19 protein-coding genes and 1 pseudogene are annotated in these 23,890 nt (G+C 58.4%); 9 read left to right on the top strand and 11 right to left on the bottom strand.

The window, feature by feature from the left end:
* From ACYJRZ_RS25875 to ACYJRZ_RS25865, 3 genes are all read right to left on the bottom strand, one after another.
* A complete protein-coding gene (locus ACYJRZ_RS25875) occupies window positions 1-996 on the bottom strand; it encodes an ABC transporter permease (protein WP_459463694.1) in 996 nt (331 codons plus the stop codon).
* Window positions 993-2,537 carry a sugar ABC transporter ATP-binding protein gene (locus ACYJRZ_RS25870; protein WP_459463693.1) on the bottom strand — a complete coding sequence of 515 codons (1,545 nt, stop codon included), beginning with the start codon at window positions 2,535-2,537 and terminating at the stop codon, window positions 993-995. The genes ACYJRZ_RS25875 and ACYJRZ_RS25870 overlap by 4 nt, the downstream gene beginning before the upstream one ends.
* 145 nt (window positions 2,538-2,682) lie before the next feature.
* Window positions 2,683-3,585, bottom strand: coding sequence for a substrate-binding domain-containing protein (locus ACYJRZ_RS25865; RefSeq protein WP_459463692.1), 903 nt, complete (start codon window positions 3,583-3,585; stop codon window positions 2,683-2,685).
* 352 nt (window positions 3,586-3,937) lie between these two features.
* On the opposite strand from ACYJRZ_RS25865, the gene ACYJRZ_RS25860 reads away from it, so the two are divergent.
* Window positions 3,938-4,966, top strand: coding sequence for a LacI family DNA-binding transcriptional regulator (locus ACYJRZ_RS25860; protein ID WP_459463691.1), 1,029 nt, complete (start codon window positions 3,938-3,940; stop codon window positions 4,964-4,966).
* 358 nt (window positions 4,967-5,324) lie between these two features.
* Here the strand turns inward: ACYJRZ_RS25860 and ACYJRZ_RS25855 are convergent, their stop codons facing one another.
* Window positions 5,325-5,954, bottom strand: coding sequence for a TetR/AcrR family transcriptional regulator (locus tag ACYJRZ_RS25855; protein WP_459463690.1), 630 nt, complete (start codon window positions 5,952-5,954; stop codon window positions 5,325-5,327).
* A 105-nt stretch (window positions 5,955-6,059) separates the two neighbouring features.
* On the opposite strand from ACYJRZ_RS25855, the gene ACYJRZ_RS25850 reads away from it, so the two are divergent.
* The 5 genes from ACYJRZ_RS25850 to ACYJRZ_RS25830 all read left to right on the top strand — a co-directional run bounded on the left by ACYJRZ_RS25850 (window position 6,060) and on the right by ACYJRZ_RS25830 (window position 12,970).
* Window positions 6,060-7,136 (top strand): efflux RND transporter periplasmic adaptor subunit, encoded by a 1,077-nt coding sequence (locus ACYJRZ_RS25850; protein WP_459463689.1) that lies wholly within the window; start codon window positions 6,060-6,062, stop codon window positions 7,134-7,136.
* Complete coding sequence (locus ACYJRZ_RS25845) at window positions 7,133-8,203, top strand: efflux RND transporter periplasmic adaptor subunit (RefSeq protein ID WP_459463688.1); 1,071 nt, start codon at window positions 7,133-7,135, stop codon at window positions 8,201-8,203. Before ACYJRZ_RS25850 ends, ACYJRZ_RS25845 begins: the two co-directional genes overlap by 4 nt.
* Window positions 8,204-8,214: 11 nt before the next feature.
* Complete coding sequence (locus ACYJRZ_RS25840) at window positions 8,215-11,265, top strand: efflux RND transporter permease subunit (RefSeq protein ID WP_459463687.1); 3,051 nt, start codon at window positions 8,215-8,217, stop codon at window positions 11,263-11,265.
* 11 nt (window positions 11,266-11,276) lie between these two features.
* Window positions 11,277-12,569: an alpha/beta hydrolase gene (locus ACYJRZ_RS25835; RefSeq protein WP_459463686.1), complete on the top strand. Its 1,293-nt coding sequence runs from the start codon at window positions 11,277-11,279 to the stop codon at window positions 12,567-12,569.
* A gap of 62 nt (window positions 12,570-12,631) precedes the next feature.
* Window positions 12,632-12,970: a DUF4010 domain-containing protein gene (locus ACYJRZ_RS25830; protein WP_459463717.1), complete on the top strand. Its 339-nt coding sequence runs from the start codon at window positions 12,632-12,634 to the stop codon at window positions 12,968-12,970.
* Here ACYJRZ_RS25830 and ACYJRZ_RS25825 read toward each other — a convergent pair.
* Entirely contained in the window at window positions 12,965-13,744 is a 780-nt protein-coding gene (locus ACYJRZ_RS25825; RefSeq protein WP_459463685.1) for a sulfite exporter TauE/SafE family protein, read from the bottom strand. The two genes, ACYJRZ_RS25830 and ACYJRZ_RS25825, sit on opposite strands and share 6 nt — an antisense overlap.
* Window positions 13,741-13,860: a DUF1127 domain-containing protein gene (locus ACYJRZ_RS25820; protein WP_459463716.1), complete on the bottom strand. Its 120-nt coding sequence runs from the start codon at window positions 13,858-13,860 to the stop codon at window positions 13,741-13,743. The genes ACYJRZ_RS25825 and ACYJRZ_RS25820 overlap by 4 nt, the downstream gene beginning before the upstream one ends.
* Before the next feature lie 251 nt (window positions 13,861-14,111).
* On the opposite strand from ACYJRZ_RS25820, the gene ACYJRZ_RS25815 reads away from it, so the two are divergent.
* Window positions 14,112-15,455: an aminotransferase-like domain-containing protein gene (locus ACYJRZ_RS25815; protein ID WP_459463684.1), complete on the top strand. Its 1,344-nt coding sequence runs from the start codon at window positions 14,112-14,114 to the stop codon at window positions 15,453-15,455.
* A 387-nt stretch (window positions 15,456-15,842) separates the two neighbouring features.
* Here the strand turns inward: ACYJRZ_RS25815 and ACYJRZ_RS25810 are convergent, their stop codons facing one another.
* Entirely contained in the window at window positions 15,843-16,148 is a 306-nt protein-coding gene (locus ACYJRZ_RS25810) for a putative quinol monooxygenase (protein ID WP_459463683.1), read from the bottom strand.
* A 790-nt stretch (window positions 16,149-16,938) separates the two neighbouring features.
* On the opposite strand from ACYJRZ_RS25810, the gene ACYJRZ_RS25805 reads away from it, so the two are divergent.
* Window positions 16,939-17,352: an Ohr family peroxiredoxin gene (locus ACYJRZ_RS25805; protein ID WP_459463682.1), complete on the top strand. Its 414-nt coding sequence runs from the start codon at window positions 16,939-16,941 to the stop codon at window positions 17,350-17,352.
* Between the two features lie 13 nt (window positions 17,353-17,365).
* Window positions 17,366-18,566, top strand: a pseudogene (locus ACYJRZ_RS25800) (epoxide hydrolase family protein).
* A gap of 142 nt (window positions 18,567-18,708) precedes the next feature.
* On the opposite strand, the gene ACYJRZ_RS25795 reads toward ACYJRZ_RS25800, so the two are convergent.
* The 4 genes from ACYJRZ_RS25795 to ACYJRZ_RS25780 all read right to left on the bottom strand — a co-directional run bounded on the left by ACYJRZ_RS25795 (window position 18,709) and on the right by ACYJRZ_RS25780 (window position 23,707).
* Window positions 18,709-19,632: a LysR family transcriptional regulator gene (locus ACYJRZ_RS25795; RefSeq protein WP_459463681.1), complete on the bottom strand. Its 924-nt coding sequence runs from the start codon at window positions 19,630-19,632 to the stop codon at window positions 18,709-18,711.
* A gap of 161 nt (window positions 19,633-19,793) precedes the next feature.
* Entirely contained in the window at window positions 19,794-20,594 is an 801-nt protein-coding gene (locus ACYJRZ_RS25790; protein ID WP_459463680.1) for an SDR family NAD(P)-dependent oxidoreductase, read from the bottom strand.
* 300 nt (window positions 20,595-20,894) lie between these two features.
* Window positions 20,895-22,478, bottom strand: a complete 1,584-nt coding sequence (locus ACYJRZ_RS25785) for a DHA2 family efflux MFS transporter permease subunit (protein ID WP_459463679.1) — start codon at window positions 22,476-22,478, stop codon at window positions 20,895-20,897.
* 23 nt (window positions 22,479-22,501) lie between these two features.
* The gene (locus ACYJRZ_RS25780) at window positions 22,502-23,707 is read right to left on the bottom strand and encodes an HlyD family secretion protein (protein ID WP_459463678.1); all 1,206 of its coding nucleotides are present in this window, start codon (window positions 23,705-23,707) and stop codon (window positions 22,502-22,504) included.
* Between the last annotated feature and the right edge of the window lie 183 nt (window positions 23,708-23,890).

The raw sequence follows: 23,890 nt of genomic DNA, 5'->3' as shown, positions 1-23,890 counted from the left end.
TCATGCCCGTACCGCCTTGCTGCGCACGTCGAGCCATACGGCGATGAGAATGACCAGGCCCTTGACGATGAGCTGGTAGAAATAGGGCACGGACAGCATGTTCATGCCGTTGTTGATGACGCCGATGATCAATGCCCCCAGGATGGTGCCGACCATGGTACCGACGCCTCCGGCAAGCGAAGTGCCACCGAGCACGACAGCCGCGATGGCGTCAAGCTCGTAGCCCATGCCGGAATTGGTCTGTGCGGAGGACAGGCGGGAAGAGAGCAGAATTCCGCTGATCGCCGCCATCACGCCTGATATCATGAAAACGATGATCTTGATGCGATCGACGCGAATGCCGGAATATACAGCTGCTTCGCGGTTGCCGCCGGAAAGATAGACCTGCCGACCGAAAATCGACTTGGACAGGACGACGTGGTTGACCGCGAAGAGCACGGCCATGATCCAGATAATGATCGGAAGTCCGAGGAAGCTTTCCGAGCCGATGGCAAGCCACGCGTCGTTGTCGATCATAGCAGGAGCACCGTTGGTGGGCAGGCTGACGACGCCGCGATAGATGCCCATACTCGCGACGGTCACGATGAATGACGGTAGCATCAGCTTTGCAGAGAGCGCCCCGTTCAAGCCTCCCATGATGGCGCCGGCCAGCAACGTCAGGAGGATGGTCGGCAAGAAGCCAAAGCCCATGGCGAAAGCCTGTGCCGCCACCATGCCGGCAACCGCGATGATCGAGCCGATCGAAAGGTCGATCTCGCCAAGCAGGATGACATAGGTCATGCCGTAAGCGGCAACGGCAACGACCGCCACCTGCTGCATGATGTTCATGAAGTTGTTGACGGCAAGAAAGCGCGGGTTCAGCACCGAAAAGACAATGCAAAGCACAGCGAGCGAAATGATGATGCCGCCATACTGGCGCACCACCGGCGAACGGAAGAAGGACGGGCGGGTCTGGGAATCCGCGCGTCTCCCCTGCGTAGTCTGGACATTGCTCATGCGTGCATCCCCGCTGCATAGGTCATAACGGTTTCGGGTGTCAGGCCTTCGGCATCGAACACCGCTGCCAGGCCCCTGTTGTGCATCACGACGACACGATCGCTGAGGCCGAGTACTTCGGGCAGCTCCGAGGAGACCATCAGGATGGCGGCGCCTTCGGCGGCAAGCTTGCGGATGATGCGGTAGATTTCGAATTTTGCCCCGACGTCGACGCCGCGCGTCGGCTCGTCGAGGATCAGTACTCGCGGCCTGATCTGCAGCCACTTCGCAAGCACGATTTTCTGCTGATTGCCGCCGCTGAGCGAACCGGCAGTCGTGTCGATCGAGGCTGCCTTGATGGCAAGGCGCAGCACTTCCGCCTTGGCGGCAGCACGCTCGGCACTGCCGCGCATCAGGCCAAAGGGACCGGCGAGCTGCTTCAGCGCCACCATGTTGACGTTACGCTCGACGCTATGCGCGAGCACAAGGCCCTCTTCCTTACGGTTTTCCGTCACGAAGGCGATACCGTTGCGGATCGCCTCGGAGGGCGAGGCGAGCGTCAACGGTTTGCCATCAAGGAGGATCTGCCCTTCCGGGCGTTCCATGCCAAAGAGCGCCTTCATGATGTCGGAGCGACCGGAGCCGATCAAACCGAAAAGACCGACGACTTCGCCGGGTTTCACAGCGATAGAAACATCGTGGAATTTCCCAGGCACCGTGAGGCTTTTCGTCGCCAAGACAGGCGCGATACTCTCAGCCGGACGCGGGGCCACACGCGGAGGATAAATATCCTTCATTTCACGACCGACCATCAGTGCGATCAGCGTGTCGATACTAGTCTCGTTTTTCTTGGTCGTGGTGATATATTCACCATCGCGAATGACGGTGATATCGTCGGAGAGCCGCATGATTTCTTCCATACGGTGCGAAATATAAATGATCGCCGTGCCACGCGCCTTCAGCCGCTCAATGATCGAGAACAGGATTTCCGCCTCGCTGTCGGACAACGATGATGTCGGTTCGTCGAGGATCACCACTTCCGCAGGCAAGCTGAGGCCCTTGGCGATTTCGACAAGCTGACGCTGAGCAATGGAAAGTTCGCCCACCTTGGCATGGACATTGACGGGAAGACCAAGATCTTCGATCAGCGCTTCGGCCCCTGCAACGAGTGTGCGATCCCGGACAAAGCCAAGGCGGCTCGGCTCATGGCTGGCGAAGATATTCTGCGCGACCGAGAGATTTCGGCAGAGACTAAGCTCCTGAAAGACGATCGAAATTCCCTGAGCTCTGGCATCGCGCGGGTTCTGCGGCTGATACGCCTTGCCCGTCAGCAATATTTCGCCTGATGTCGGTTTGTAGACTCCTGCGAGAATCTTCATCAGCGTTGACTTGCCTGCACCGTTTTCCCCAAGCAACGTATGCACGCGACCGCGGCAAACCCTAAGGTTCATGCGTTTCAGCGCCTGCACGGCGCCGAAGGATTTGGCGACATCGCGAATTTCCAGCACCGTCTCGGCGCCTCGCGAGACCTCTTCCTGGGTGGCTGCATTGCTCTGTGTCACGCACGCTCCTTCCCGGCTGCCGGCATCTGTAGCAGCAAGCCGGGTCATTGGCGAATGGAATGGACGGCTGTCTGGGCCACGGATGGCAAACGGACCGTCCGCGCAAGATGATCGCGGCGGCCTTCCGGCCGCCGCCGCGTAGAGCTTACTTGGTCTCGCCGTCCTTGGTCACGACGCCAGGCACGATCGGCTGCTTGGCCGGGACCGTCTCGCCTTTGATAACCTTGACGGCGGTTTCGACGGCAACCTTGCCCATCTGATCTGGATACTGAGCGATGACGCCGGCCATGACCGGATCATTCTTCACGGCGTTGCGCGCCTCTTCCATGCCATCGAAGCCGATGACCTTGACCTGGCTTTCCAGCTTGGCAGCCTTGACGGCGGAAGCGGCGGCAAGTGCTGCGTCGTCGCCGAAGCCGAAGATGCCCACGATGTCGGGGTTGGCCTGCAGCATGTTCTGGGCAGCGGCCAGTGCTTCCGGACGCGTGATCCCCGTCTGGATAGCGGCGATCTTGACGTCAGGATACTTTTCCAGACCCTTCTTGAAGCCTTCGACGCGGTCGACGACAGACTGAACCGTCGGATAGTCGATGACGGCAACCTTACCCTTGCCGCCAACGGACTTGGCCATCAGCTCGGCAGCCTTCTCGCCACCAGCAAAATTGTCGGTGCCGACGAAGGAGGTGACATCAGCATCGACAGCCGGAACATCAACGGTAATGACCTTGATACCGGCCTTCTCAGCCTTCTTGATCGCAGCGCGCACACCCTTGCTGTCGACAGGCGAGATCACGATGACATCGACGCCCTTGGTGATGAAATCTTCGACGTCGGCGAGCTGCTTGGACAGATCCTGGTTGGCAATGGCAACTTCCAGCGGCACCTTTTCCGCCTCGGCTTCCTTCTTCATCGCATTGGCAAGCGAGATGTAGAACGGATGCTGCTGCGTCAGGAGCGACGCGCCGATGCCGGCTGCGGATGCAACACCTGCCATCAGCGCAAGGGCGGCGCCGGAAAGAAGAATACGACCGAGCGTTTTGCGAAGCATGATTTCCTCCAATTGCCGGCCCCGCCGGCCCATTAAAAATCGCGAACCCGCCCTGCCAGCTGGCGGCCGTGGCCACCTTTCCTCTCCTGGACGGGACATATCACCCAAGTTGGGCGGAGTTCCTATCGCACCGATTAAACATCGCGTCAATCAATTTCTTTACACGTGAAAACATTTTAAGCGCACAGAAATCTATTGGTAACGGCAGATTTGGCAGTTATATATGCAAGGTACGCTGCGGTGCTAAAGGACCCAGGCGCCATACCACCGATAAGCTGAAAGAATTATTTTTACGCATGATAAATGAATGCGTGAGAACGTGGTTAAACCGTTACGAATCTCGAAAGCGACCATGAGCGAGAGCAAAATCCGGACGATGGAAGAGTTCGCGGCGGCAAGCGGGCTTTCCCGCCCGACCGTTTCGAAATATTTCGACAACCCCGAAAGCGTTAAGCCCTCCACCCGCGCCCGGATCGAAAAAGCACTGAAAGACTATGACTATCGGCCAAACATTTTCGCGGTCAGCCTTAACCGGAAGAACCCGAAGAATATCGGGCTGATCGTTCCGCACATCTCCGACCCTTTCTACGCCGAGATCGTGCGCCAGATCGAGATGCGCTGCCTGGCAGAAGGCTACTGGACGATCGTTCTGTCTTCCCATGGCGAACGAAAGCTTGAGGCGCGTGCCATGCGCACGCTGCTGTCGCTAAATATCGCCGGCGTACTGATGGCGCCGCTAGGCTTCGAAACAGACGGCCGCCTGCTCGAAAGCCTCGCCGACGCAATGCCGACGGTCTTCCTTGACAACAGCATTGGCGACCGCCCTTTCGTCGGCACGGACAACCGCCAGAGCATCGGCAACATCACCGAATATCTCTGCAGAACAGGCGAACACCCATGTTTCCTGGAGATGCCGGCCGTCAACCAGAACGCTCTCGAACGACGGGACGCCTACATCGCAACGATGGAGCGACTGGGGTTGGAGCCCGTCACATTGACGATCCCGCCGAAGGACTGGAATTTCGAGCAATTGGGCTATGAGGCCGCCGGACACATGTTGGATGGTTCCGGCTTTCCGACGCGCACAGTTCTTTGCGCCAATGACCGCCTCGCCTTTGGCGTCATTGCGGCTTCCTTCGAGCGACGCCTGCGCGTGGGGCACGACAGCGATTGCGACTTAAGAGTAGCGGGGCATGACGATCATCCGCTTAGCCGCTTCACCTGCCCGCCGTTGACCACTATGGCCCAGGACTATCGCGGCATCGCTGCCGCTGGCATTGACATGCTGTTTTCGGCGATAGGTGGCATACCGGAACAATCCAGCGGTCAAGGCCGTAGGATGCATCTGGAAGCGCGCCTCATCATGCGACAATCAGCGTAAGCGAGATTGCCAGCTGTTCCCCGGCATTTGATGAATCACGGTAGCTTCCTGGCCAAGACGTTAATGTCTTCAATGAGGGAGAAGTTGGCTTGCAAAACATGGCCCTGGTCCGGGGTGCAGAGTGCGCGGGATGCGCAATTGCAAGATTCAAATTCTCAACTCGAGCTCAATCATAGCCATGCCGCCGGAACGTGTCTATTTGCGGCTGATAAGCCGATGAACTGACGACGGGCTGAACGCTGCGGCTCGGATTCCGAGCCTCCCCTCGCAAAGGTTTGGATTCGCTTCCAAAAAAAGCGTTCGCATCCTTATCAGAGAGCCTTGTCGACTGTCTTCCATTGGATACCGGATACTTCCGCTAGCGAGGCTCCTTCCGGAGCAGCCCATGCAGGACGAGATCCATATGTGCCTTGACATAGCTTGCCTTGTCCAAAGGACGCCGCTCGTCGAAAAGGAGCTTGAAGAATAGAAAGGCAAGGGCGGGAGCGACGACCGCGTCGCAGAACGCCGCTGGTGCCTGACGGAACTCCCCGAGCTTTACCCCTTCATCGATAAGGGACTGCATCTGCCGTTCGAGTGGATCGATAAATATGTCGTGATGCCTGTCGACGATCTGCGGGAACCGCGATCCTTCGGCGATGACGAATCTCATCAACTCCCGCAATTTGCGATCCCTGATGATAAGATCGTAGATGAGTTCGATATTTTTCCGAAGCCGCTCCGTAGCAGTCCCTTTCAGTTCGCTTGCGCTTGCCAACAGGTTTTCGAGAGGTCCGGAAATGTGCCGGATCATCGCCTCGAAAAGCTGTTCCTTGGTTTCGAAGTAAACATAGACGGTTCCCTTCGTAACGCCGACCCTGCCAGCGATATCTTCGACGCGCGTGGCGACATAGCCGCGTTCCACGAACTCCTCAAACGCGGCATCCAGGATTTGTACGGGGCGACGGGCCTTCTGCTCCGCACGCGTCAGCTTCTTTAAATCGGTCATGGCCCACCTTGAGCGTTATTGACGGTTTGCCGTCAAGATAAATTCTATTGACTAATGGGTCAGTCAATAATATTCCTCCCGCCGACAGATGCAAGAGGTCAGATCATGAAAACTATCCTTGTCATCGCATGGCTGGGTGCGAGCGCGGTCGCGCTGTCCTCATGCGAAAAGCAGGCCGAAAGCGAATCAAAACCAAAGAACGTGGAGACTGTCGTGGCCAAGCTCACGCCGGTCGTAGAACGCAGCGCCATTACCGGCGAGATCAAAGCGCGCGTGGAAAGCGACCTTTCCTTCAGGGTCAGCGGGCGCATTGTCGAACGCCTCGTCGATGTCGGCTCATCAGTAAAGGCCGGACAGGTACTTGCGCGTATGGATGCCGAGGAGCAGAAGGCCGATCTAGGTGTCGCCATTGCGAACCTGCAGTCGGCGATTGCTCAGCAAACGCAGGCGCAGCTCGCCTTCGACCGGCAGCAGAATCTCTTCAGGACGCAGGTTACGACCCGTGCCGCACTTGATCAGGCCCAGGAAACGCTCCTGACCGCCCAAGGAAGCGTGAAATCGGCGCAGGCGCAGCTCGACACGGCACAGGATGCGCTTTCCTATACGGAACTGCGTGCCGACGCCGATGGCGTCATCACCGCCAGGAATGCCGAAGTGGGGCAGGTAGCGCAAGCCGCACAGCTGGTCTTTACGCTTGCGCATGATGGTCCTCGCGACGCCGTCTTCAATGTTTTCGAGTCTCTTTATTTGGGCCGCAATCTGGAGAACAAGGTCGCGGTCAGTCTCCTTTCGGCGCCATCGCATAAGGTTGAGGCTTCTGTACGCGAAATCTCCCCCACGATCGATGCGTCGACCGGAACGATCAGGGTCAAGGTGGGGCTTGAAGGCGCGCCCGACATGCAGCTTGGCGCTCCGGTAATCGGCTTGTTCCAATCAACCGCTCGCGACGCAATCGAATTGCCATGGTCGGCAATGGCCTCGAAAAGCGGAAAGCCGGCCGTCTGGGTCGTCGATCCCTCTTCGTCAAGCGTGTCGCTGCGCCAGATCGATGTTTCCGCCTACGAGACGGGGCGTTTTGCAGTGCGGACAGGCGTATCGCCGGGCGAGATTGTCGTCGCCGATGGCTCGAAATTCCTGAGGCCGGGCCAGACCGTTGCGTATGACAAGGGAGCCGCAAAATGAATATCCGTGCTACAGCCGGCCTTGCGATCCTTGGGGCGCTGCTCCTGACGTCCTGCCAGAAGCAGGATGAAGCTCACTACGAGCCGCCGCGTCCTGTACTTTCCGTCGTCGCCGAGTCCACCGCCGCCTCCGCGCTGACCCTTCCGGGGACGGTCGAGGCGAGAATCGAGACCCAGCTTGCATTTCGAGTCCTGGGACGCGTCATCGCGCGCAAGGTCAGCGTCGGCGATATCGTCAAGAAGGGCGATATCGTTGCCGCCATCGATCCGCTCTCGCTCGAACTTGCCGTCAAAAGTTCGCAGTCCGAGCTTTCGAATGCCCAGGCGCAGTTGGTCAATGCTGCATCCACCGAGGAGCGCCAGAGATCCCTGCTCGAGAGCAGATCGGGAAGTGAAGCAGCGTATGAAGAGGCGCAGCTTGGGCGCAAGAGTGCGAGTGCTTCGGTCGCCAAGGCACAGGCCAATCTGGACAAGGCGGAGGAGCAATTGGGCTACGCGCAGCTTCGCGCGGAATTCGATGGCGTCGTAACCGCGACTTCGGCTGAAGTGGGGCAGGTCGTCTCCGCAGGGCAAAGCATTGTCACCGTCGCACGTCCCGACCAGCGCGATGTCATCATCGACATACCCGTGGCAAGTTTCGACGGCCTCAAGGTGGGATCGCCGTTCGAGATCGCCCTCCAGCTCGATCCGAGCATTCGCGCAAGCGGCACCGTGAGAGAGATTGCCCCGGAAGCCGAGGCGACCACCCGTACGCGTCGCACGAAAATCACGCTTATCGATCCGCCGGAAGCGTTTCGTCTTGGCTCCGTCGTAACCGCAACCGCGACGGTCGTGGCAGATCCGATGATCCTGCTGCCGTCGTCCTCCGTCCTGATGAAGGATGGAAAGCCGAACGTCTGGGTGGTCGATACCGCGGCTCGCAAGGTTTCCATGCGCGAGATCGAGATCGACGGTGATCTCGTCGAGGGCAGCTCCGTGAAGATCACGGAAGGCGTTAGCCCCGGCGAACGCATCGTTATTGCCGGCGTTCACAAGCTTGTCGACGGCCAAGCCGTCAGGGTAGATTAAGGAAAATCCCCGTGAAGAAATTCAACCTGTCCGACTGGGCGCTCGAACATCGTTCACTCGTCTGGTACTTCATGATCGTCTTCATTCTGGCCGGCGCGTTTTCCTATGTCGGCCTCGGCCGCGAAGAAGATCCCAACTTCACCATCAAGACGATGATCATTCAGGCGCAATGGCCTGGTGCGTCGGCAGAGGAGGTGACCAAGCAGGTCACCGACCGTATCGAAAAGAAGCTCGAGGAGCTGGATTCGCTCGATTATACCAAGAGCGAGACGGTCGCCGGCCAGACAACCATTTTCGTCGAGCTTCTGCCAACGACCAAAGCCAAGGATGTCAATGCCATCTGGATGCGGGTCCGCAACATGATCGGCGACATCAAGGGAGATTTTCCGAGCGGCGTCGTCGGCCCGTTTTTCAACGACACCTTCGGCGACGTCTATGGCAATATCTACGCCTTTACCAGCGATGGGCTGACACAGCGCCAGCTTCGCGATCTCGTCGAGACTGCGCGCGCAAAGGTGCTGACGGTACCCAATGTCGGCAAGGTCGACATCATCGGTGCGCAGGACGAGGCTATCTATCTCGAATTTTCCACGCGGAAGATCGCAGCGCTCGGACTTAACCAGCAGTCCGTCATCGACACGCTGCAGGCGCAGAACGCCGTCACCCAGTCCGGTTTCGTCGATGCCGGCCCCGAGCGCATTGCCTTGCGGGTCAGCGGCCAGTTCACGTCAGAGGAAAGCCTCAGATCTATCAATCTTCGCGTCAACGACCGCTTCTTCCCGTTGACCGACGTCGCGACGATCAAACGCGGCTATGTCGATCCTCCCTCATCACTGTTCCGATATAACGGTCAGCCGGCGATCGGGCTTGCCATCGGCATGAAGACCGGAGCTAACCTCCTTGAATTCGGCAAGGCGCTCGACAAGGAGATCGAGCAGGTCACGGCCGATCTTCCGATCGGCGTGGACGTCCAGCGCGTGTCCGATCAGCCCGCTGTCGTCGATGAGGCCGTATCGGGCTTCACCCGGGCGCTCTTCGAGGCGATCGTCATCGTGCTGGCGATCAGCTTCATCAGCCTCGGCGTTCGGGCAGGGCTCGTCGTCGCCATTTCCATTCCGCTCGTGCTCGCGATCACCTTCCTCGTTATGGCATATACCGACATTTCCATGCAGCGTATCTCGCTCGGCGCGCTGATCATCGCCCTTGGCCTCTTGGTCGATGACGCCATGATCGCGGTGGAAATGATGGTAGCCCGATTGGAGGCAGGCGATGATCTGAGAAAAGCAGCGACGTACGTTTATACCTCGACCGCCTTCCCGATGCTGACCGGTACGCTCGTGACCGTCGCAGGCTTTATCCCCGTTGGCCTCAATACCAGCGCGGCCGGCGAATTCACCTTCACCCTCTTCGTGGTCATTGCCGTTTCGCTTCTGGTTTCATGGATCGTTGCAGTCCTGTTCACGCCGTTGCTTGGTGTTTCTATCCTTCCGAAAACCATGAAATCCCATCATGAGCAGAAAGGACGATTCACACGGGTCTTCGCATGGCTCCTGCGCCTGGCTCTGCGCTGGCGCTGGATTACGATCGCGGCAACGGTGGCTGCCTTCGCTCTTTCGGTCGGCGGGATGAGCCTTGTGCAGCAGCAGTTTTTCCCGTCCTCCGACAGGCCGGAACTGATCGTCGACTGGAATCTGCCACAGAACAGCTCGATTTCGGAGACGAACAAGCAGATGGCCAGGTTCGAAAGCGAGATGCTGGCGAACAACAAGGATATCGATCACTGGACGAGCTATGTCGGCCAAGGCGCCCCTCGCTTCATCCTGTCCTTTGACGTGCAGACGCCCGATGTCTCGTTCGGTCAGACCGTGATCGTCACCAAGGGGCTCGACGTTCGCGACAAAGTCAAGGCCGAGCTGCAGGATTACCTGACGAAGACCTTCCCCGGAACCGATGCATTCGTGAAGCTGCTCGACATCGGCCCCCCGGTCGGCAAGCCGGTGCAGTACCGGGTCAGCGGGCCGGACATCCAGAAGGTCAGAGATATCTCGCAGAAATTCGCCGGTATCGTCGGTCAGCATCCCTTGCTGTCCAACATGACCTTCGACTGGAACGAACCGTCACGCGTGGTCAAGATCGATGTCCTTCAGGACAAGGCGCGACAGCTGGGAGTTTCCTCGCAGGACATTGCAACGGCGCTGAACAGCATCGTCGAGGGATCGTCGGCCACGCAGATCCGCGACGATATCTATCTCATCGATGTGATCGGCCGTGCCCAGACCTCCGAGCGAGGTTCGATCGAGACGCTGCAGAACCTTCAGCTTGGCGGTTCCAATGGCAAATCGGTACCATTGTCTGCGGTTGCGAATTTCCACTACGAGCTGGAGCAGCCGACGATTTGGCGGCGCACCCGCATACCGACCATCACCATCAAGGCCGCCGTAGTCGGCCCCACGCAGCCGGCGACGATCGTCAACGAGTTGAAGCCGAAGGTCGACGAGTTCCGCAAGACGCTTCCAAGCGGCTATCACATCGTCGATGGCGGTTCGGTCGAGGAGAGCGCAAAAGCGCAAGGGCCGATCGTCGCCGTCGCACCGCTGATGCTGTTCATCATGGCGACGATCCTCATGATCCAGCTGCAGAGCTTCAGCAGGCTGTTTCTGGTCTTCGCCGTCGCACCTTTGGCTTTGATCGGCGTTGTCGCGGCCTTATTGCTCAGCAATGCTCCGTTGGGCTTCGTTGCCATCCTGGGTGTCCTGGCGCTGATCGGCATTCTGATCCGCAACTCGGTGATCCTCATCGTGCAGATCGAACATCTTCGAAGCGAGGGAATGCCGCCTTGGCAAGCCGTCATCGAAGCGACGGAGCATCGAATGCGGCCCATCATGCTGACGGCGGCTGCGGCAACGCTCGCGCTGATCCCGATCTCCAGGGAGATATTCTGGGGGCCGATGGCCTATGCGATGATGGGCGGCATCGTCGTCGGCACGGTTCTGACGCTGCTCTTCCTCCCGGCACTCTATGTCGCCTGGTTCCGAATTCCTCGCGACGAAGCGCAACACTGAAGAGGCGTCCGATGCAAAAGCTGGGACGAAAGGGCTTTGCCGGCAGTGCTCATCGAGCTGCCGGCATACACCGCCGCTGGACCTTATTTGCTCTTAAACGGTCAGGTCTTTCGGTTCTGATCTCTCTGTCGGTCCTTTCGGGTTGTGCGGGGCGGCTGGAGAATGTTCTCCAGCCCCTTGCATCGGCTGGGCCCGGCACGAGCACCGTGGACATGATGGTGGCGACCACCCGCAGCCCGACGGACCAGCCGGGCGAACTCTATTCCGGCGAGCGCGGCACGGCGATATCCCTCAATGATATCGTCGTTTCCATACCCCCGGATCGAAATCGCAAGATCGGAGAAATACAATGGCCGTCGCATGTGCCGGCTAATCCCGAGAAAGAATTCGCCGTCCTGAAGGTCGGAAAGGTGGCATCGGAGCGCAATGTCTTCGAATGGTTCGCCAAGAACCGCAATGCCAAGCGGCAGGTCGTCATTTTCGTTCACGGCTTCAACAATACCTATGCCGATGCCGTCTTCCGCTTCGCGCAGATCATGCATGATTCCGGTGCGGATGCCGCACCGATCCTCTTCACCTGGCCTTCGCGCGGTAATGTCTTCGACTATCTCTACGACAAGGAAAGCACGAATTTCTCGCGGCGAGCGCTGGAAGACATGATCCTGCAGGCTGCCCAAAGCCCCGATGTCGGCGAGGTGACGATCCTTGCCCATTCCATGGGATCATGGTTGACGGCGGAAGCGTTGCGCGGCGTTGCCATGCGCAACAAGACAATTCCGGCAAAGGTCAAAAATGTCATCCTCGCATCGCCTGACATCGACATCGACGTATTCCGCCGCCAGATGATCGAGATGGGAGTGCAGCGACCGCACTTTACGATCTTTTCCTCAACCAAGGACAAGGCATTGCAGGTTTCGCGATGGCTCTCCGGTGGCGTCAATCGGGTCGGAGGCTTCGATTCGACGCCCTATACAGCTGATTTGGCCAAGCTCGGGATCACGGTTGTCGATACCAGCTCCGTTAAGCCGGACGATGCGCTGGGTCACAATACGTTTGCAGACAATCGCGATATGGTCCAGCTGCTGGGGCGGCGGCTCGCGGGCCAATCGTTGGACACCGGACAGGTCTCGCTTGCAGACCGCGTGGGCATGGCCGCCGTCAGAACCGCGGATCTGGCGGGCTCGGCGGCGAAAGTCGCGGTCGCAGCTCCGATGTCGATCATCAGCGATGATGCGAGACAGGTGTTGAAGCAGCAACTTTCCTCGGGATCGTCGCGGATTGTCGATGGGCGAATTTCCTACTGAGCAACGGTCGTGGAAGCCGTTGTTCATGAGTGGATTAAGTCAGGCCCCTTCTTGGAGCATCTCTGGTTGCCGGTGCCTTGGTGATGGCAGCATTTTCATTGCTGTTTGCGGGGAACAACACTGCTGGACACGCTCAATCCAGCACACGAAACCCGTTTGAGCTGCTTTCCGTTTTGAAGACTACCCTCCTGCTTGTAGCCGTGGGTTTTCTGGCCCGGGCGGCGGCAGCCTGGTTCGGAGAGTCCGGTTTGCTCGTCTTCTCTTCACTCTCGGGTCTTGCTGATATCGACGCAATTACTGTTAAGATTGCCGGCGTCCCTGACACAATAGGCCCCGAGCTCGCTGCAATTGCTCTCGGTGCAGCCGTCATCGCCAATACGACAGCAAAGGCATGCTCATGAGAGATACCCCGAGATTCCGTCCCAGAACAGCTTCGCCGCGGTCACCACCAACAGCCCGTAGCAGGCGCGGTAAACTCCGCGCTGGTCCAGGCGGCTATGGAGTTGCCATCCGAGGGTCACACCGAACGGGACCGCGAAGAGACAGATGGCCATAACCATCCAGACCTTTGCGTCCGGCCGAGCAAGAAGGAGCCATGGAACCGCCTTCGTCGCGTTACCGACCGTGAAGAACAGGCTTGTGGTGCCGGCATAGACTTCCTTGGTGAGGCCAAGGGGCAGCAGGTACATTGCAAGCGGAGGGCCGCCGGAATGCGCCACCATGGTTGTCACCCCGGAAGCCAGACCGGCCGCAACAGCCTTCGGCGTCGAACGCGTGCGGTGTCTCACCGCAGCTCCATTGATGAGCCAGATTACCACAAAACCTAAGGTGATCGATGCCATCAGGATCTCGATCGCGCGATGGTCCAGGACATGGAAGGCGAGATAGCCGATGGCTATCCCGCCAAGAAGGCAAGGCACAAGAACGACCAGGTCCGGCTTTGACCACGTCGTGCGCTTCCAGTAGCGCAGACCGCAGATATCCATGACGATGAATAGAGGAGCGAGAAGACCGCCAGCAGTAACCGGATCCATTACGAACGACAACAAGGGTATCCCGACGATCGAAAAGCCTCCCCCGAACGCTCCCTTCATGAAGCTGATGATAAAGACGCCCATGAAAGCGACTAGAATAGTCATCAACGGCAGATCTGGAGCGATTAACGCAGCGGTCACGACCTCCTCCCTCGGCTGTAGGCATGCATCCTGCCGAAGGCTGCAGCCTCGATTTCAGAGCGTGCAAGACCGATGTCCTTCAGAGCTTCGTCGTCAAATTCGCGAAGTCTGAACATCGCGGCACGGCGCATGAAGTGACAAAGAAGCCGCTCCAACGAACGGCGAGTCTTTGAAAGCACCTTAGACATCTCCATTATCTCCATCGGTTGATCCACGACATACGACGCCGGCGGCGCGGGCGCTGGTCGAGCACCGCAGCGTCGTGAATTGAATGCGAGGTGTGGCGATCCCGGTCTCATCCGGTTGACGAAGGCATTATGCTCCGATATTGTCTCGGTACAATAAGAACATTCATCTCGGAGCAATAATGGCGAATTCGGAATATCTGAAGCTCGCCGACACGATCGCCGCAGAGATCGCCGCCGGTGTTCTCAAGCCTGGCGATCGCTTGCCACCGCAGCGAGCCTTCGCCTACGAGCGTAAGATCGCTGTATCTACTGCAAGTCGGGTTTACGCAGAGCTTCTGCGCAGGGGACTGGTTGTTGGCGAGGTCGGACGCGGTACGTTTATTTCCGCTGAAGCGAGGCGGGGCGCCGCCGCGCCGGGCGAGCCCCGCGACGTCCGGATCGATCTCGAGTTCAACTATCCCACCCTCCCCAACCAAACGGCACTCATCTCCAGGAGCCTGGACGGACTGGACCAGCCTTGGGCGTTGCAGATTGCCTTGAGACAAGCGACCAGCGTCGGCACACACGCAATACGCGATATCACGGCTGCCTATCTCGCGAGAGCCGCGTGGTATCCGAACCCGGAGCAACTCGTATTCACTGGCAACGGCCGCCAGAGCATCGCGGCGGCGCTTGCGGCGGTTGTTCCGAACGGCGGTCGGTGCGGCGTCGAGGCCCTGACCTACCCATTCATAAAGGGCGTCGCGATCCGATTGGGCATCTCGTTGGTTCCGCTCGCGATGGATTCTTGGGGCTTGCGTCCAGACGCACTCCGCAAGGCGCACGAGGAGGCACATCTGTCGGCAATCTATGTTCAGCCAGCAGTGCACAATCCTTTGGGGACTACGATGCCGGCTCCTCGGCGGCGCGATCTCGTTCGCGCCGCCGAGGAGCTTGACCTTTGGATCGTCGAGGACAATGTCTACAGCTTTCTCGAAGACGAGCCACCACTAGCCAGTCTCTCTTCGGATCGCTGCATCGTCGTCGACAGCCTTTCCAAGAAGATCGCACCGGGGCTCACTCTGGGGTTCATCGTGTCCCCGCCTGTGCTTCGCGAAAGCGTGATGGCGGCAGTGCGCTCCGGGGGCTGGACTGCGTCGGGCTTCGCATTTGCCGCGGCGGAGCGTCTCATGGCGGACGGGACTGCCGCCGAACTTGCTCGCCTGAAGCGCCGTGACGCGCAGGTACGCCAAGCGCTCGCCGCCGAGTGTCTGGAGGGATTTGACATTCAGGCGAATCCGAACTGCTATCATCTGTGGCTGACGCTGCCGCAGCACTGGCGCTCGCAGAGCTTCGTGGCGGCTGCAGCCCGTCGCGACATCGCATTGACCCCGTCGACAACCTTCGCCGTCTTAGCCGGCCATGCGCCAAACGCCGTCAGGCTTGCCTTGGCGGCGCCTCCGATCGATCAGCTCGAGACTGGACTGCGCACACTCGTGGCTCTGCTCCGGTCCAGCGACCATGATCTCGAAGCGACGGAATGAACGACTTCTAGTCATTTGGCTCGACGCCTTCGCGCAAGTTGTTAGTGCACACATTCAGATGCCTGGTCGAAACCGCTCGCGGCTGAGCATTGGAGCCATTAAGAGCGCACGATGTCGCATTAATCTTGTTCTGACCCCGAGATTGCACACCTAATCTTGAACTTCATGGGAAGACATGTCCGCTGAGGTGCGATCCGCCGTCCGCCATGCTCTTCAGAAATCGAGAGATAATCAATCTGACACACGATCTGTATGAGGACTTACCGATTTTCAGCGGGCGGAAGCGGTTTTCTCGACGCGGGGAGCTCGCTGTTGAAACAGGCCTCCTGATCGGGCGAGACGGCGTCATTCTCGCTCATCGATTCGAAGGCTTTCAGGGAGCGGCACTTATGACCGCTTATCGGCGAGGATGGACAGCTTATATATTTGTGGCGGCCTGGCAAACAGGTCTCCTGCGTCTGCCTTCGCCATCAAAGCCGCAGCGACTTCACCGTTTAAGTGGGCATCCCTTCCATCCTCATCGTCGAACGTATCGAAGATTGCAAACGAACTTGGGCCTTCCTGTATCGCATACCAGGAAATTGTGCCGGGCTCTGCGTTGACGAGCGGTACAGCTGAGCGCAGAAAATCGGCAACCTCCTGCTCCTTGCCGGGCTTTGCCTCGAGCGGAACGTAGAGCGCGAATTTGGTCATGACCACCTCCAAGCGGCACCTGATCGTGCCGCAATTTGCAAAACACCTTAAGCACGACAAATGTTTCCGCAATCGACAAAAATAAGGCATGGACATAAGAAGTGCGTCCGAATTTCGGACGGTGTCGCACCACTATGTCAGGCAGATGGCATCTACGGCCATGCTATGTTCAAAACGACGGTCTTCCGCGCATCAACTTGCAGCTGGCATACGTGCTCAGTCTCCGACAGTTTCATCTTCAGGACGTCTGCTCGGAATGGCTAAGAATAGTTCTTCCAGATCACGGCTTTTGAACGGATACGAACTGTTGATTCCTATGATCCATGGGTTAAATTATTGATATTCAACGAATGTTGGTATCGGTGTAGCCGAATGGCCAAACCGGAAACACTCCCGTTCCCGACTTACCCGGGATCGAAGGCCGCAAGTCGGAGGCTGTGAGCGTCGAATCGATCTGATCGCCGTCCGAATTTGAGAGCAATGGGCTCTTGGCCTGCGATCAATAAACCATCTCGCCAACGGCCAAACGGCATTCCTCCGAACCGCCCTCATTCTCGATCGATAGCCTCTCTGAAATTGAGAGGTAACTTCCCGACTTTGCGGTCTGATTGCGGCGTTTGGGTGCATCTAGATTGACGTCAATGCGATGCCCGCCGGTCAGATCCGGATTCATGAGCCGATCGCATTAACACAGGCCGATATCAATACGACCGCAGTCTGGCTTCCTATGCGCCAGAGCGCGTCGACATCGGCTGGAACACGACAACTCTATCAAGACAGGATTAAAACAATGACCAGCAAGACCCTCTACACCGCTCACGTTCACACAATCGGCGGCCGCGACGGCACCGCGCGGAGCTCGGACGGTCACCTCGACCTCCAGCTCGCTACCCCAGGCACCAAGCGCCCCGGCACCAATCCCGAGCAACTTTTCGCAGCCGGTTGGTCGGCCTGCTTCGAGGGGGCATTGGCGCGCGCTGCCAGCCAGGCTGGCATTGAACTGCCGAATGGCACCGCAGTCGATGCCGAAGTCGATCTAAACCTTGATGACAGAGAAGGCTTCCATCTTGTCGCGAGGCTCAACGTAAATTTGCCCGGGCTCGATCCTCACGTGGCGAATTCACTCGTCAGGTCGGCCGATGCGATCTGCCCCTACTCGAAAATGACTCGCGGCGGCATTTCTGCCCACGTCGCCCTCGCCTGAAAGGAGAGACAAGATGTCAATCATCAGCACAGAACTCGGCCGACGCAAGTTCATTACGACGTCGCTGATCGGCGCCGCCACCCTCAGTCTCCCTCGTATTGCGACAGCGACCGGCATCACCATCCCGGAGAATTCGACGGTGCGCCCGTTCAAAATCGCCATACCAGAGGCTGCACTTGCGCATATGAACCAGCGGATAAAGGCAACGCGCTGGCCGGAGCCGGAGACAGTCGGCGATACCTCTCAAGGTCTAAAGCTGGCGACCATGAAGGCCGTCGCCGATTATTGGGCGAATGAATATAACTGGCACAAAGCAGAAGACTATCTCAACAATTTGCCCAATTTCATTACTGAGATCGATGGTGTCGATATCCACTTCATCCATGTAAAATCAAAGCACCCGAACGCGCTGCCGATGATCATCACGCATGGTTGGCCGGGCTCAATTTTCGAGCAGCTCAAGGTCATCGGCCCGCTAACCGATCCTACCCGCCACGGCGGCACCCAAGCCGACGCCTTCGACCTGGTGATCCCGTCGCTGCCGGGACACGGCTTTTCGGGCAAACCGACGGAACTCGGCTGGGGTCACAGAGCAATTGGCACTGCTCAAGCCTGCCAGCCTGGTCGCTATCCACACGAACATGCCAGCAACGGTTCCGGACGATATCGCCAAAGCGCTCGCTTTAGGCGCTGGCGCGCCTGCAGGCCTTTCGCCGGATGAGCTCCGAGCCTATAACCAGCTCGATTATTTCTACAAGAACGGACTGGGCTATGCCATCGAGATGGCGAAGCGTCCGCAGACGCTTTATGCGCTCGCGGACTCTCCCATCGGACTTGCCTCGTGGATGTTCGACCATGATGCGCGTAGCATGGAGCTCATCACTCGCGTCTTCGCCGGCGGCCAGGAAGGCCTGTCGAAGGAGGACCTAATCGATAATGTATCGCTCTATTTGTTGACCGGAACCGCCATCTCATCGGCACGCCTCTACTGGGAAAGCAAGCTCGCCTTCTTCGCGCCAAAAGGCGTCACATTGCCGGTCGCGGTGAGCGTTTTCCCAGATGAGCTCTACTCGGCGCCAAGGAGCTGGGCCGAACGCGCCTATCCGAAACTCATCCACTACAATCGCCTCGATAAGGGTGGCCATTTCGCCGCGTGGGAACAACCGACCGCGTTCACAAGCGAAATGCGCAGTGCTTTCAGATCGCTGCGCTGATACCGGCTAAAAATCCGAACCATCGTGCCATATCAAGCCTGCGGTCGTTGCGATCGCAGGCCATTCTGTTTGAGATCGCTTGCGGCGATGATGGGCTTTTGCATGTTCGTACCATGCAGCAACGCGTATGGGTGACAGGAATTCAGTCTCTCGCCGCCGGCTTGATATCCTCGAGCTGTCGCAAAGATTCGCGCATGCGGGGCACCATCCAGTCCAGGAAGGCTCGCACCTTCAATGGGAGGAGGCCCTGGCGCGCATAGACGAAGTGAACCGGAAACGTCTTGTTGTCGTGGTCCTCGAGGATACGAACCAGCGCGCCGTTCCGCAATTCGTTCAATGCTTGATAGCTCGGCGCCCGCGCAATTCCGATACCACGCACAGCGGCCTCTATGGCATCCGTACTGGTATTGGCCCGGATTCGGATGTTCGGCACCGCCTGAACCTTCTGGCCGTCAAGATCATAGATCCACGATGCTGCCTCAATCGCACCAAAGACGGCAGCGTCGTGATTGACGAGGTCCTCCGGCCTCAAAGGGAGACCCTTGCGGGCCAGATAGGCTGGGCTTGCATAGGTCACGAGACGAAAGTCACCCACCTTGACCGCGTAGAGCGAACTATCGGCAAGACGGCCAAGTCGGATACCGACATCGACGTGTTCATCCACGAGATGAACCACACGGTCGACAGACAGGACATTGAGGGTGATTTCAGGGTGCTCGCAAAGAAAATCGAGCGCAAGCGGCATTACCTGTTGCTGGCCGAAGACCAACGGCATCGTGATTGCGAGCTCGCCTCTCGGCACCTCATATTCGCCCGAGGCCCGAAGTTCAGCCTCTTTGATCTGGGCAACGATCTGCCGGGCTGCCTCCACATAGTCACGGCCCGCATCGGTCAACTGGATATTCCGGCTGGTGCGGATCAGCAGGTGCGTACCGAGGAAGCGCTCAAGCTCCGCTACCTTACGGCTCACGCTTGGTAGCGGTGCGTTGAACTTGCGGCTTCCCGCAGAAAGGCTGCCGGCGTCAACGACAGCCAGCAGCACTTGCATCGCATCAAGACGATCCATGCTATCCCCCCATGAAGCCCCCTGCTCACAATAGCGCGTTCAAGGGAGGAGGAACAGAAGGGCCCCTTGTCCGGGCGCTCGATCATTGCAGATGCGCCGTGCCGATTTCGCGGCGCGTTGACGCGCCAAGGCCAGTTCCGCACTTTTCGCCACGCCATCGATTATGGGGTTGAGACACGATAGCGGGCAGCTGGCTTGGAGGTGGACAGCTTACCGACCATGGCTTGGCGCGCCGCTTCGTAGGCATCGAACAGCTCGCCCTCTTGAAGGGAGGGGATGGTAGCAAACTCGCCACAATCAAGCCCGACGAGCGCCGCATCGACCAGATCTTCACCGCTCATGACGATCGCACTTGGAAGCAATTCGACCGGGCGGCCAGCGATGGCCCAGAAGTCGGTGGCGGTCGCGCCTGGCAGGACGACCTGAACATGAACACCGGTACCTTCCAGCTCGTGCCGGAGATTTTGGCTAAAGGCGACGACAAACGCTTTCGTGCCCCCATAGACGCCGTTGAGAAGTTCCGGATTGACTGCGACAACCGACGCGATGTTGATGATCGTGCCCGATCCTCGCGCGAGGAATTCCGGCACGATTGCATAAGTCAATCGCGTCAACGCCGTCACATTCAGCGCGATCATCGCGGTTATGTGCTCGATATTGGACTCGACAAGCCGCAAGGCGGCGCCAAGGCCGGCATTGTTGACCAGCAAAGTGATATCCGGCGTCGTCCTCAAAAAATCCTCGACGTTTGCAAGGCCTGCGGTATCGGCGAGATCGGCCGGAAGGATATCCACCTGCCGGCCTGTCCTCGCGCGTATTCGATCAGCGACCTGACCTAGCCTATCGGCACTTCGTGCGACCAAAACGAGATCATAGCCACGCGTCGCGAGGCGTTCTGCATAAACAGCTCCAATGCCTGTCGACGCGCCCGTGACGACGGCAGTTCCCTTGGTGTTCGTCATGTCTTTGCTCCTAATCCTTCTGAAAGACGTCTGTTGACGTCCGGCCACAGCTCAGAATCTAGGACGGTCAGAGCCCAGGTGGGAGTTATCGAATACGATAGTCAGCCTCTCGAAACATGCGCCTGCACAACCCACCCTTCCCCTCCCGCATGCCGGTCGAATGGCACGAGGAAGCCAATACGCAAGCCCATCGGCGAGTGGAACGGGACCTATTGAACGACCAGCCGACGACGCTCACCGATATGAGATCGGTGAGCGCCTTGATGGGGATACGCGTGGTTACAAGATGGGCGCGCCCGATCAATGGGCGCCTGCGCCACCGCCGGCTTGCGGTTTGCGCGTAAGCAGCAGCGCGACCGCAGCAAGGGAGAGAACGATGCCGATCACGGCGAAAGTATCGCCGAAGCCGAGAATGAGAGCCTGCCGCCGGACGATCTGGCCAAGCGCAACGACCGCCTTGTGGGTCGCAACGGCGGGATCGGAAACACCGTGCTGGATGAAGTAGCCAGTCAAAGTCGTAATGCGATCACGTACTTCATCGCGAGCAAGAGTCACCGACTGCCCGATGATGTTGGAGTGAAACTGCTCGCGCTTGGTCAAGATCGTGCCGAGAGAGGCCGTTCCGACCGCCCCCCCGAGGTTGCGCAGCATGTTGGTGAGGCCGGAGGCGGCAGCTGCGTCGGCAGCTGCAATACCGGCCGTCGTAATGGCGGTGATCGGTGTCAAGACGAGAGCCTGGCCGATGGCACGCACGATATTGGGTACCCAGAACTGGTCGCCTGCATTGTCGGCTGAGAGCATGACATTCATGAAGCAACTGATGGCGAAGATCGAGATACCTAGAAAGCCGATATAGCGAGCATCGAAGCGCTTCATCAGGACAGGCACGAGCGGGATGAGCAAAAGCTGTGGCAAACCGGTCCAGGCAAGCACATTGCCGATCTGCTCGGCATTGTAACGCTGCACCTGCCCGAGATATTGCGGGAGGATGTAGACCGTGCCGAAGAGTGCGACGCCGACCAGGACGTTGACTAGCACGCCGATGCCAAAATTACGCTGTGTCAGCAACCGCAGTTTCACGAGCGGGTTCTTCACCGTCAACTCGATCCAGATGAATGCGGCCAGGAAAACAAAGGCGACAATGCTGAGCTTGACGATGAAAGAGGAGGAGAACCAGTCGTCCTTGTTGCCTTCCTCCAGCACGGTCTGCAGGGCCGAAAGGCCGATTGCCATCGTTACGATGCCTGCCCAGTCTCCTTCCTTCAAGAGATGGAGCTGCATCGGTTGCTTCTCGAGCGTCAGGGCGAGGGCGATCGCCATGATCATGCTCGGGATCGTGTTGATGAAGAAAATGGTCTGCCAGCCGTAATTTTCCGTCAGATAGCCGCCGATCGTCGGTCCGATCGCCGGGGCAAAGGTGACTGAAAGAGCGAAGATGGCAAGACCCAAAGGTTGCTGGTTTTTTGGCAGCTTGATTAGAACCATGGTGAAGGCCATTGGGATCAAGACGCCACCGGCAAAGCCCTGCAGGCCTCGAAGCAGGATCATCGTTCCGAGATCATGCGCGGAGGCACAGGCCATGGAAAAGAGCGGAAAGAGAATGGAGTTGACGAGAATATAACGGCGGAAGGAGAAGACATTGCTGAAATAGGCCGTCAAAGGAATAACGACGATCTCGCCGATGAGGTAGGATGTCGAAATCCAGGCGCCATTGTCCACGCCCGTGCCGATGCCGCCCTCAATATTGAGGAGGGAGGCATTGGTGATCTGAATATTCAGGATTGCCATAAAGGCGCCGATCATTCCGGCGAGAACGGCAATCCATTCCTTGGTGCTGGCGCGCGGTTGCTGAGCGTGGCCGGCTGCTGTCGTGATGGCGGACATGACACGATCTCCTGCATTCGCACCTAGTGACTGATGGCATCGGCCTTGGTGTCGATGCTGGGCTGTACGGACATTCCGGGACGCAGGTCAGCTGTGTCAGCCGTGCTTCCGTCGAGGACGATCTTGACCGGGATACGTTGGACGACCTTGGTAAAATTGCCGGTGGCATTGTCGGGCGGTAGGAGTGCGAATTCCTGGCCACTTGCCGGGGCGATACTATCGACGCGGCCACGATATATGCGGCCGGGAAACATATCGACATCGATGTCGACCGGCTGACCGGCATGGACGTTAGTGAGCTGCGTTTCCTTATAGTTGGCGATAATGTAGGCGGCCGTTGTCGGAACGACCGACATTAGCTGGGTGCCGGCCTGAACATATTGGCCAACGCGCAACGTCCTATTGCCGACTGTTCCGTCGACGGGCGCGACGATGGTCGCATAAGAGAGATTGAGTTCGGCTTGATGCGCGACGGCCTGGTCATGCACCAACGTCGCCTTGGCTTGAGTGAGCTCGGCGTTCAAGAGATCGACCTGCTTTATCGCTGCATCGAGCGCGGCGGTGTCTCGAACGATCGTCGCCTGGGCTGCAGCAATCGCGGAAGCGGTCTGCTGGGCCGTTTGAACCGGTGCGTAACCACTGGTAGCCAGATTGGTGTAGCGCTTGTTGTTCTGTTCGGCGAAGGTTTCGTTGGCCTTGTCGACATCGAGCGTTGCTCGGGCGGCAGCAATTGTGGACTGCTGAATATCGAGCGAGGCCTGCTTGGCGTTGACCGTCGCCTCTGCGGCGGCGACATCTGCCCTCGCCTGATCGAGCGCCGTGCGGAAATCTCGATCATCGATACGGGCAAGTGGTTGGCCAGCCTTGACCACTTCATTGTCGCTAGCGAGAACCTCGGACAGATAGCCGGAAACCTTCGGTGCAACAGTCGTACTATCCGCCTTGACATAGGCGTCATCGGTCGAAATCTCGAAGCGGCCCTGCGTCCAATAATTGTGTCCATAGTAGGCACCGGCCGCAGCCATGGCGATGACCGCCGCACCAAGTAGCAATGAGCGTCCGCGCAACCGGCGATTAGATGTGCGCGCGGCGTCCACCCCGGCCGCGTCCGTAACAGTTGGGGTCTTTCCAGCGTCGAGTGTCGTTGGGATTCGTTCCACAGGCGGTTCGGCGGCAGATTCGGCCTCGGGAGCGTTTGCGTTGGCGGCGTGCAGCGTTTGAACAGACATCATCCTTCTCCTTGTGAAAGGTCGCTGTCGTCTCGGCCGCGGCCTTGAAATTGGCGCGTAAGTCCAATTTAGGAAACTTATCGTTTTCCAATATAAGTTGATCGCGGACAATGTCAATATTTTCGAAAACGGATAATTTCCTATCTGTGTAATGTACGGAAACTCGATCTCTCATTCTGGACT

Source organism: Rhizobium sp. No.120 (assembly GCF_054558365.1).
This window is presented reverse-complemented; position numbering and strand designations above follow the sequence as displayed.

Excerpts from the sequence above, each read along its gene's own strand:
- ACYJRZ_RS25875 (WP_459463694.1), bottom strand. The coding sequence starts at position 996 with ATGAGCAATGTCCAGACTACGCAGGGGAGACGCGCGGATTCCCAGACC.
- ACYJRZ_RS25865 (WP_459463692.1), bottom strand. The coding sequence starts at position 3,585 with ATGCTTCGCAAAACGCTCGGTCGTATTCTTCTTTCCGGCGCCGCCCTT.
- ACYJRZ_RS25860 (WP_459463691.1), top strand. The coding sequence starts at position 3,938 with ATGAGCGAGAGCAAAATCCGGACGATGGAAGAGTTCGCGGCGGCAAGC.
- ACYJRZ_RS25855 (WP_459463690.1), bottom strand. The coding sequence starts at position 5,954 with ATGACCGATTTAAAGAAGCTGACGCGTGCGGAGCAGAAGGCCCGTCGC.
- ACYJRZ_RS25850 (WP_459463689.1), top strand. The coding sequence starts at position 6,060 with ATGAAAACTATCCTTGTCATCGCATGGCTGGGTGCGAGCGCGGTCGCG.
- ACYJRZ_RS25845 (WP_459463688.1), top strand. The coding sequence starts at position 7,133 with ATGAATATCCGTGCTACAGCCGGCCTTGCGATCCTTGGGGCGCTGCTC.
- ACYJRZ_RS25835 (WP_459463686.1), top strand. The coding sequence starts at position 11,277 with ATGCAAAAGCTGGGACGAAAGGGCTTTGCCGGCAGTGCTCATCGAGCT.
- ACYJRZ_RS25820 (WP_459463716.1), bottom strand. The coding sequence starts at position 13,860 with ATGTTCAGACTTCGCGAATTTGACGACGAAGCTCTGAAGGACATCGGT.
- ACYJRZ_RS25815 (WP_459463684.1), top strand. The coding sequence starts at position 14,112 with ATGGCGAATTCGGAATATCTGAAGCTCGCCGACACGATCGCCGCAGAG.
- ACYJRZ_RS25810 (WP_459463683.1), bottom strand. The coding sequence starts at position 16,148 with ATGACCAAATTCGCGCTCTACGTTCCGCTCGAGGCAAAGCCCGGCAAG.
- ACYJRZ_RS25805 (WP_459463682.1), top strand. The coding sequence starts at position 16,939 with ATGACCAGCAAGACCCTCTACACCGCTCACGTTCACACAATCGGCGGC.
- ACYJRZ_RS25795 (WP_459463681.1), bottom strand. The coding sequence starts at position 19,632 with ATGGATCGTCTTGATGCGATGCAAGTGCTGCTGGCTGTCGTTGACGCC.
- ACYJRZ_RS25790 (WP_459463680.1), bottom strand. The coding sequence starts at position 20,594 with ATGACGAACACCAAGGGAACTGCCGTCGTCACGGGCGCGTCGACAGGC.
- ACYJRZ_RS25785 (WP_459463679.1), bottom strand. The coding sequence starts at position 22,478 with ATGTCCGCCATCACGACAGCAGCCGGCCACGCTCAGCAACCGCGCGCC.
- ACYJRZ_RS25780 (WP_459463678.1), bottom strand. The coding sequence starts at position 23,707 with ATGTCTGTTCAAACGCTGCACGCCGCCAACGCAAACGCTCCCGAGGCC.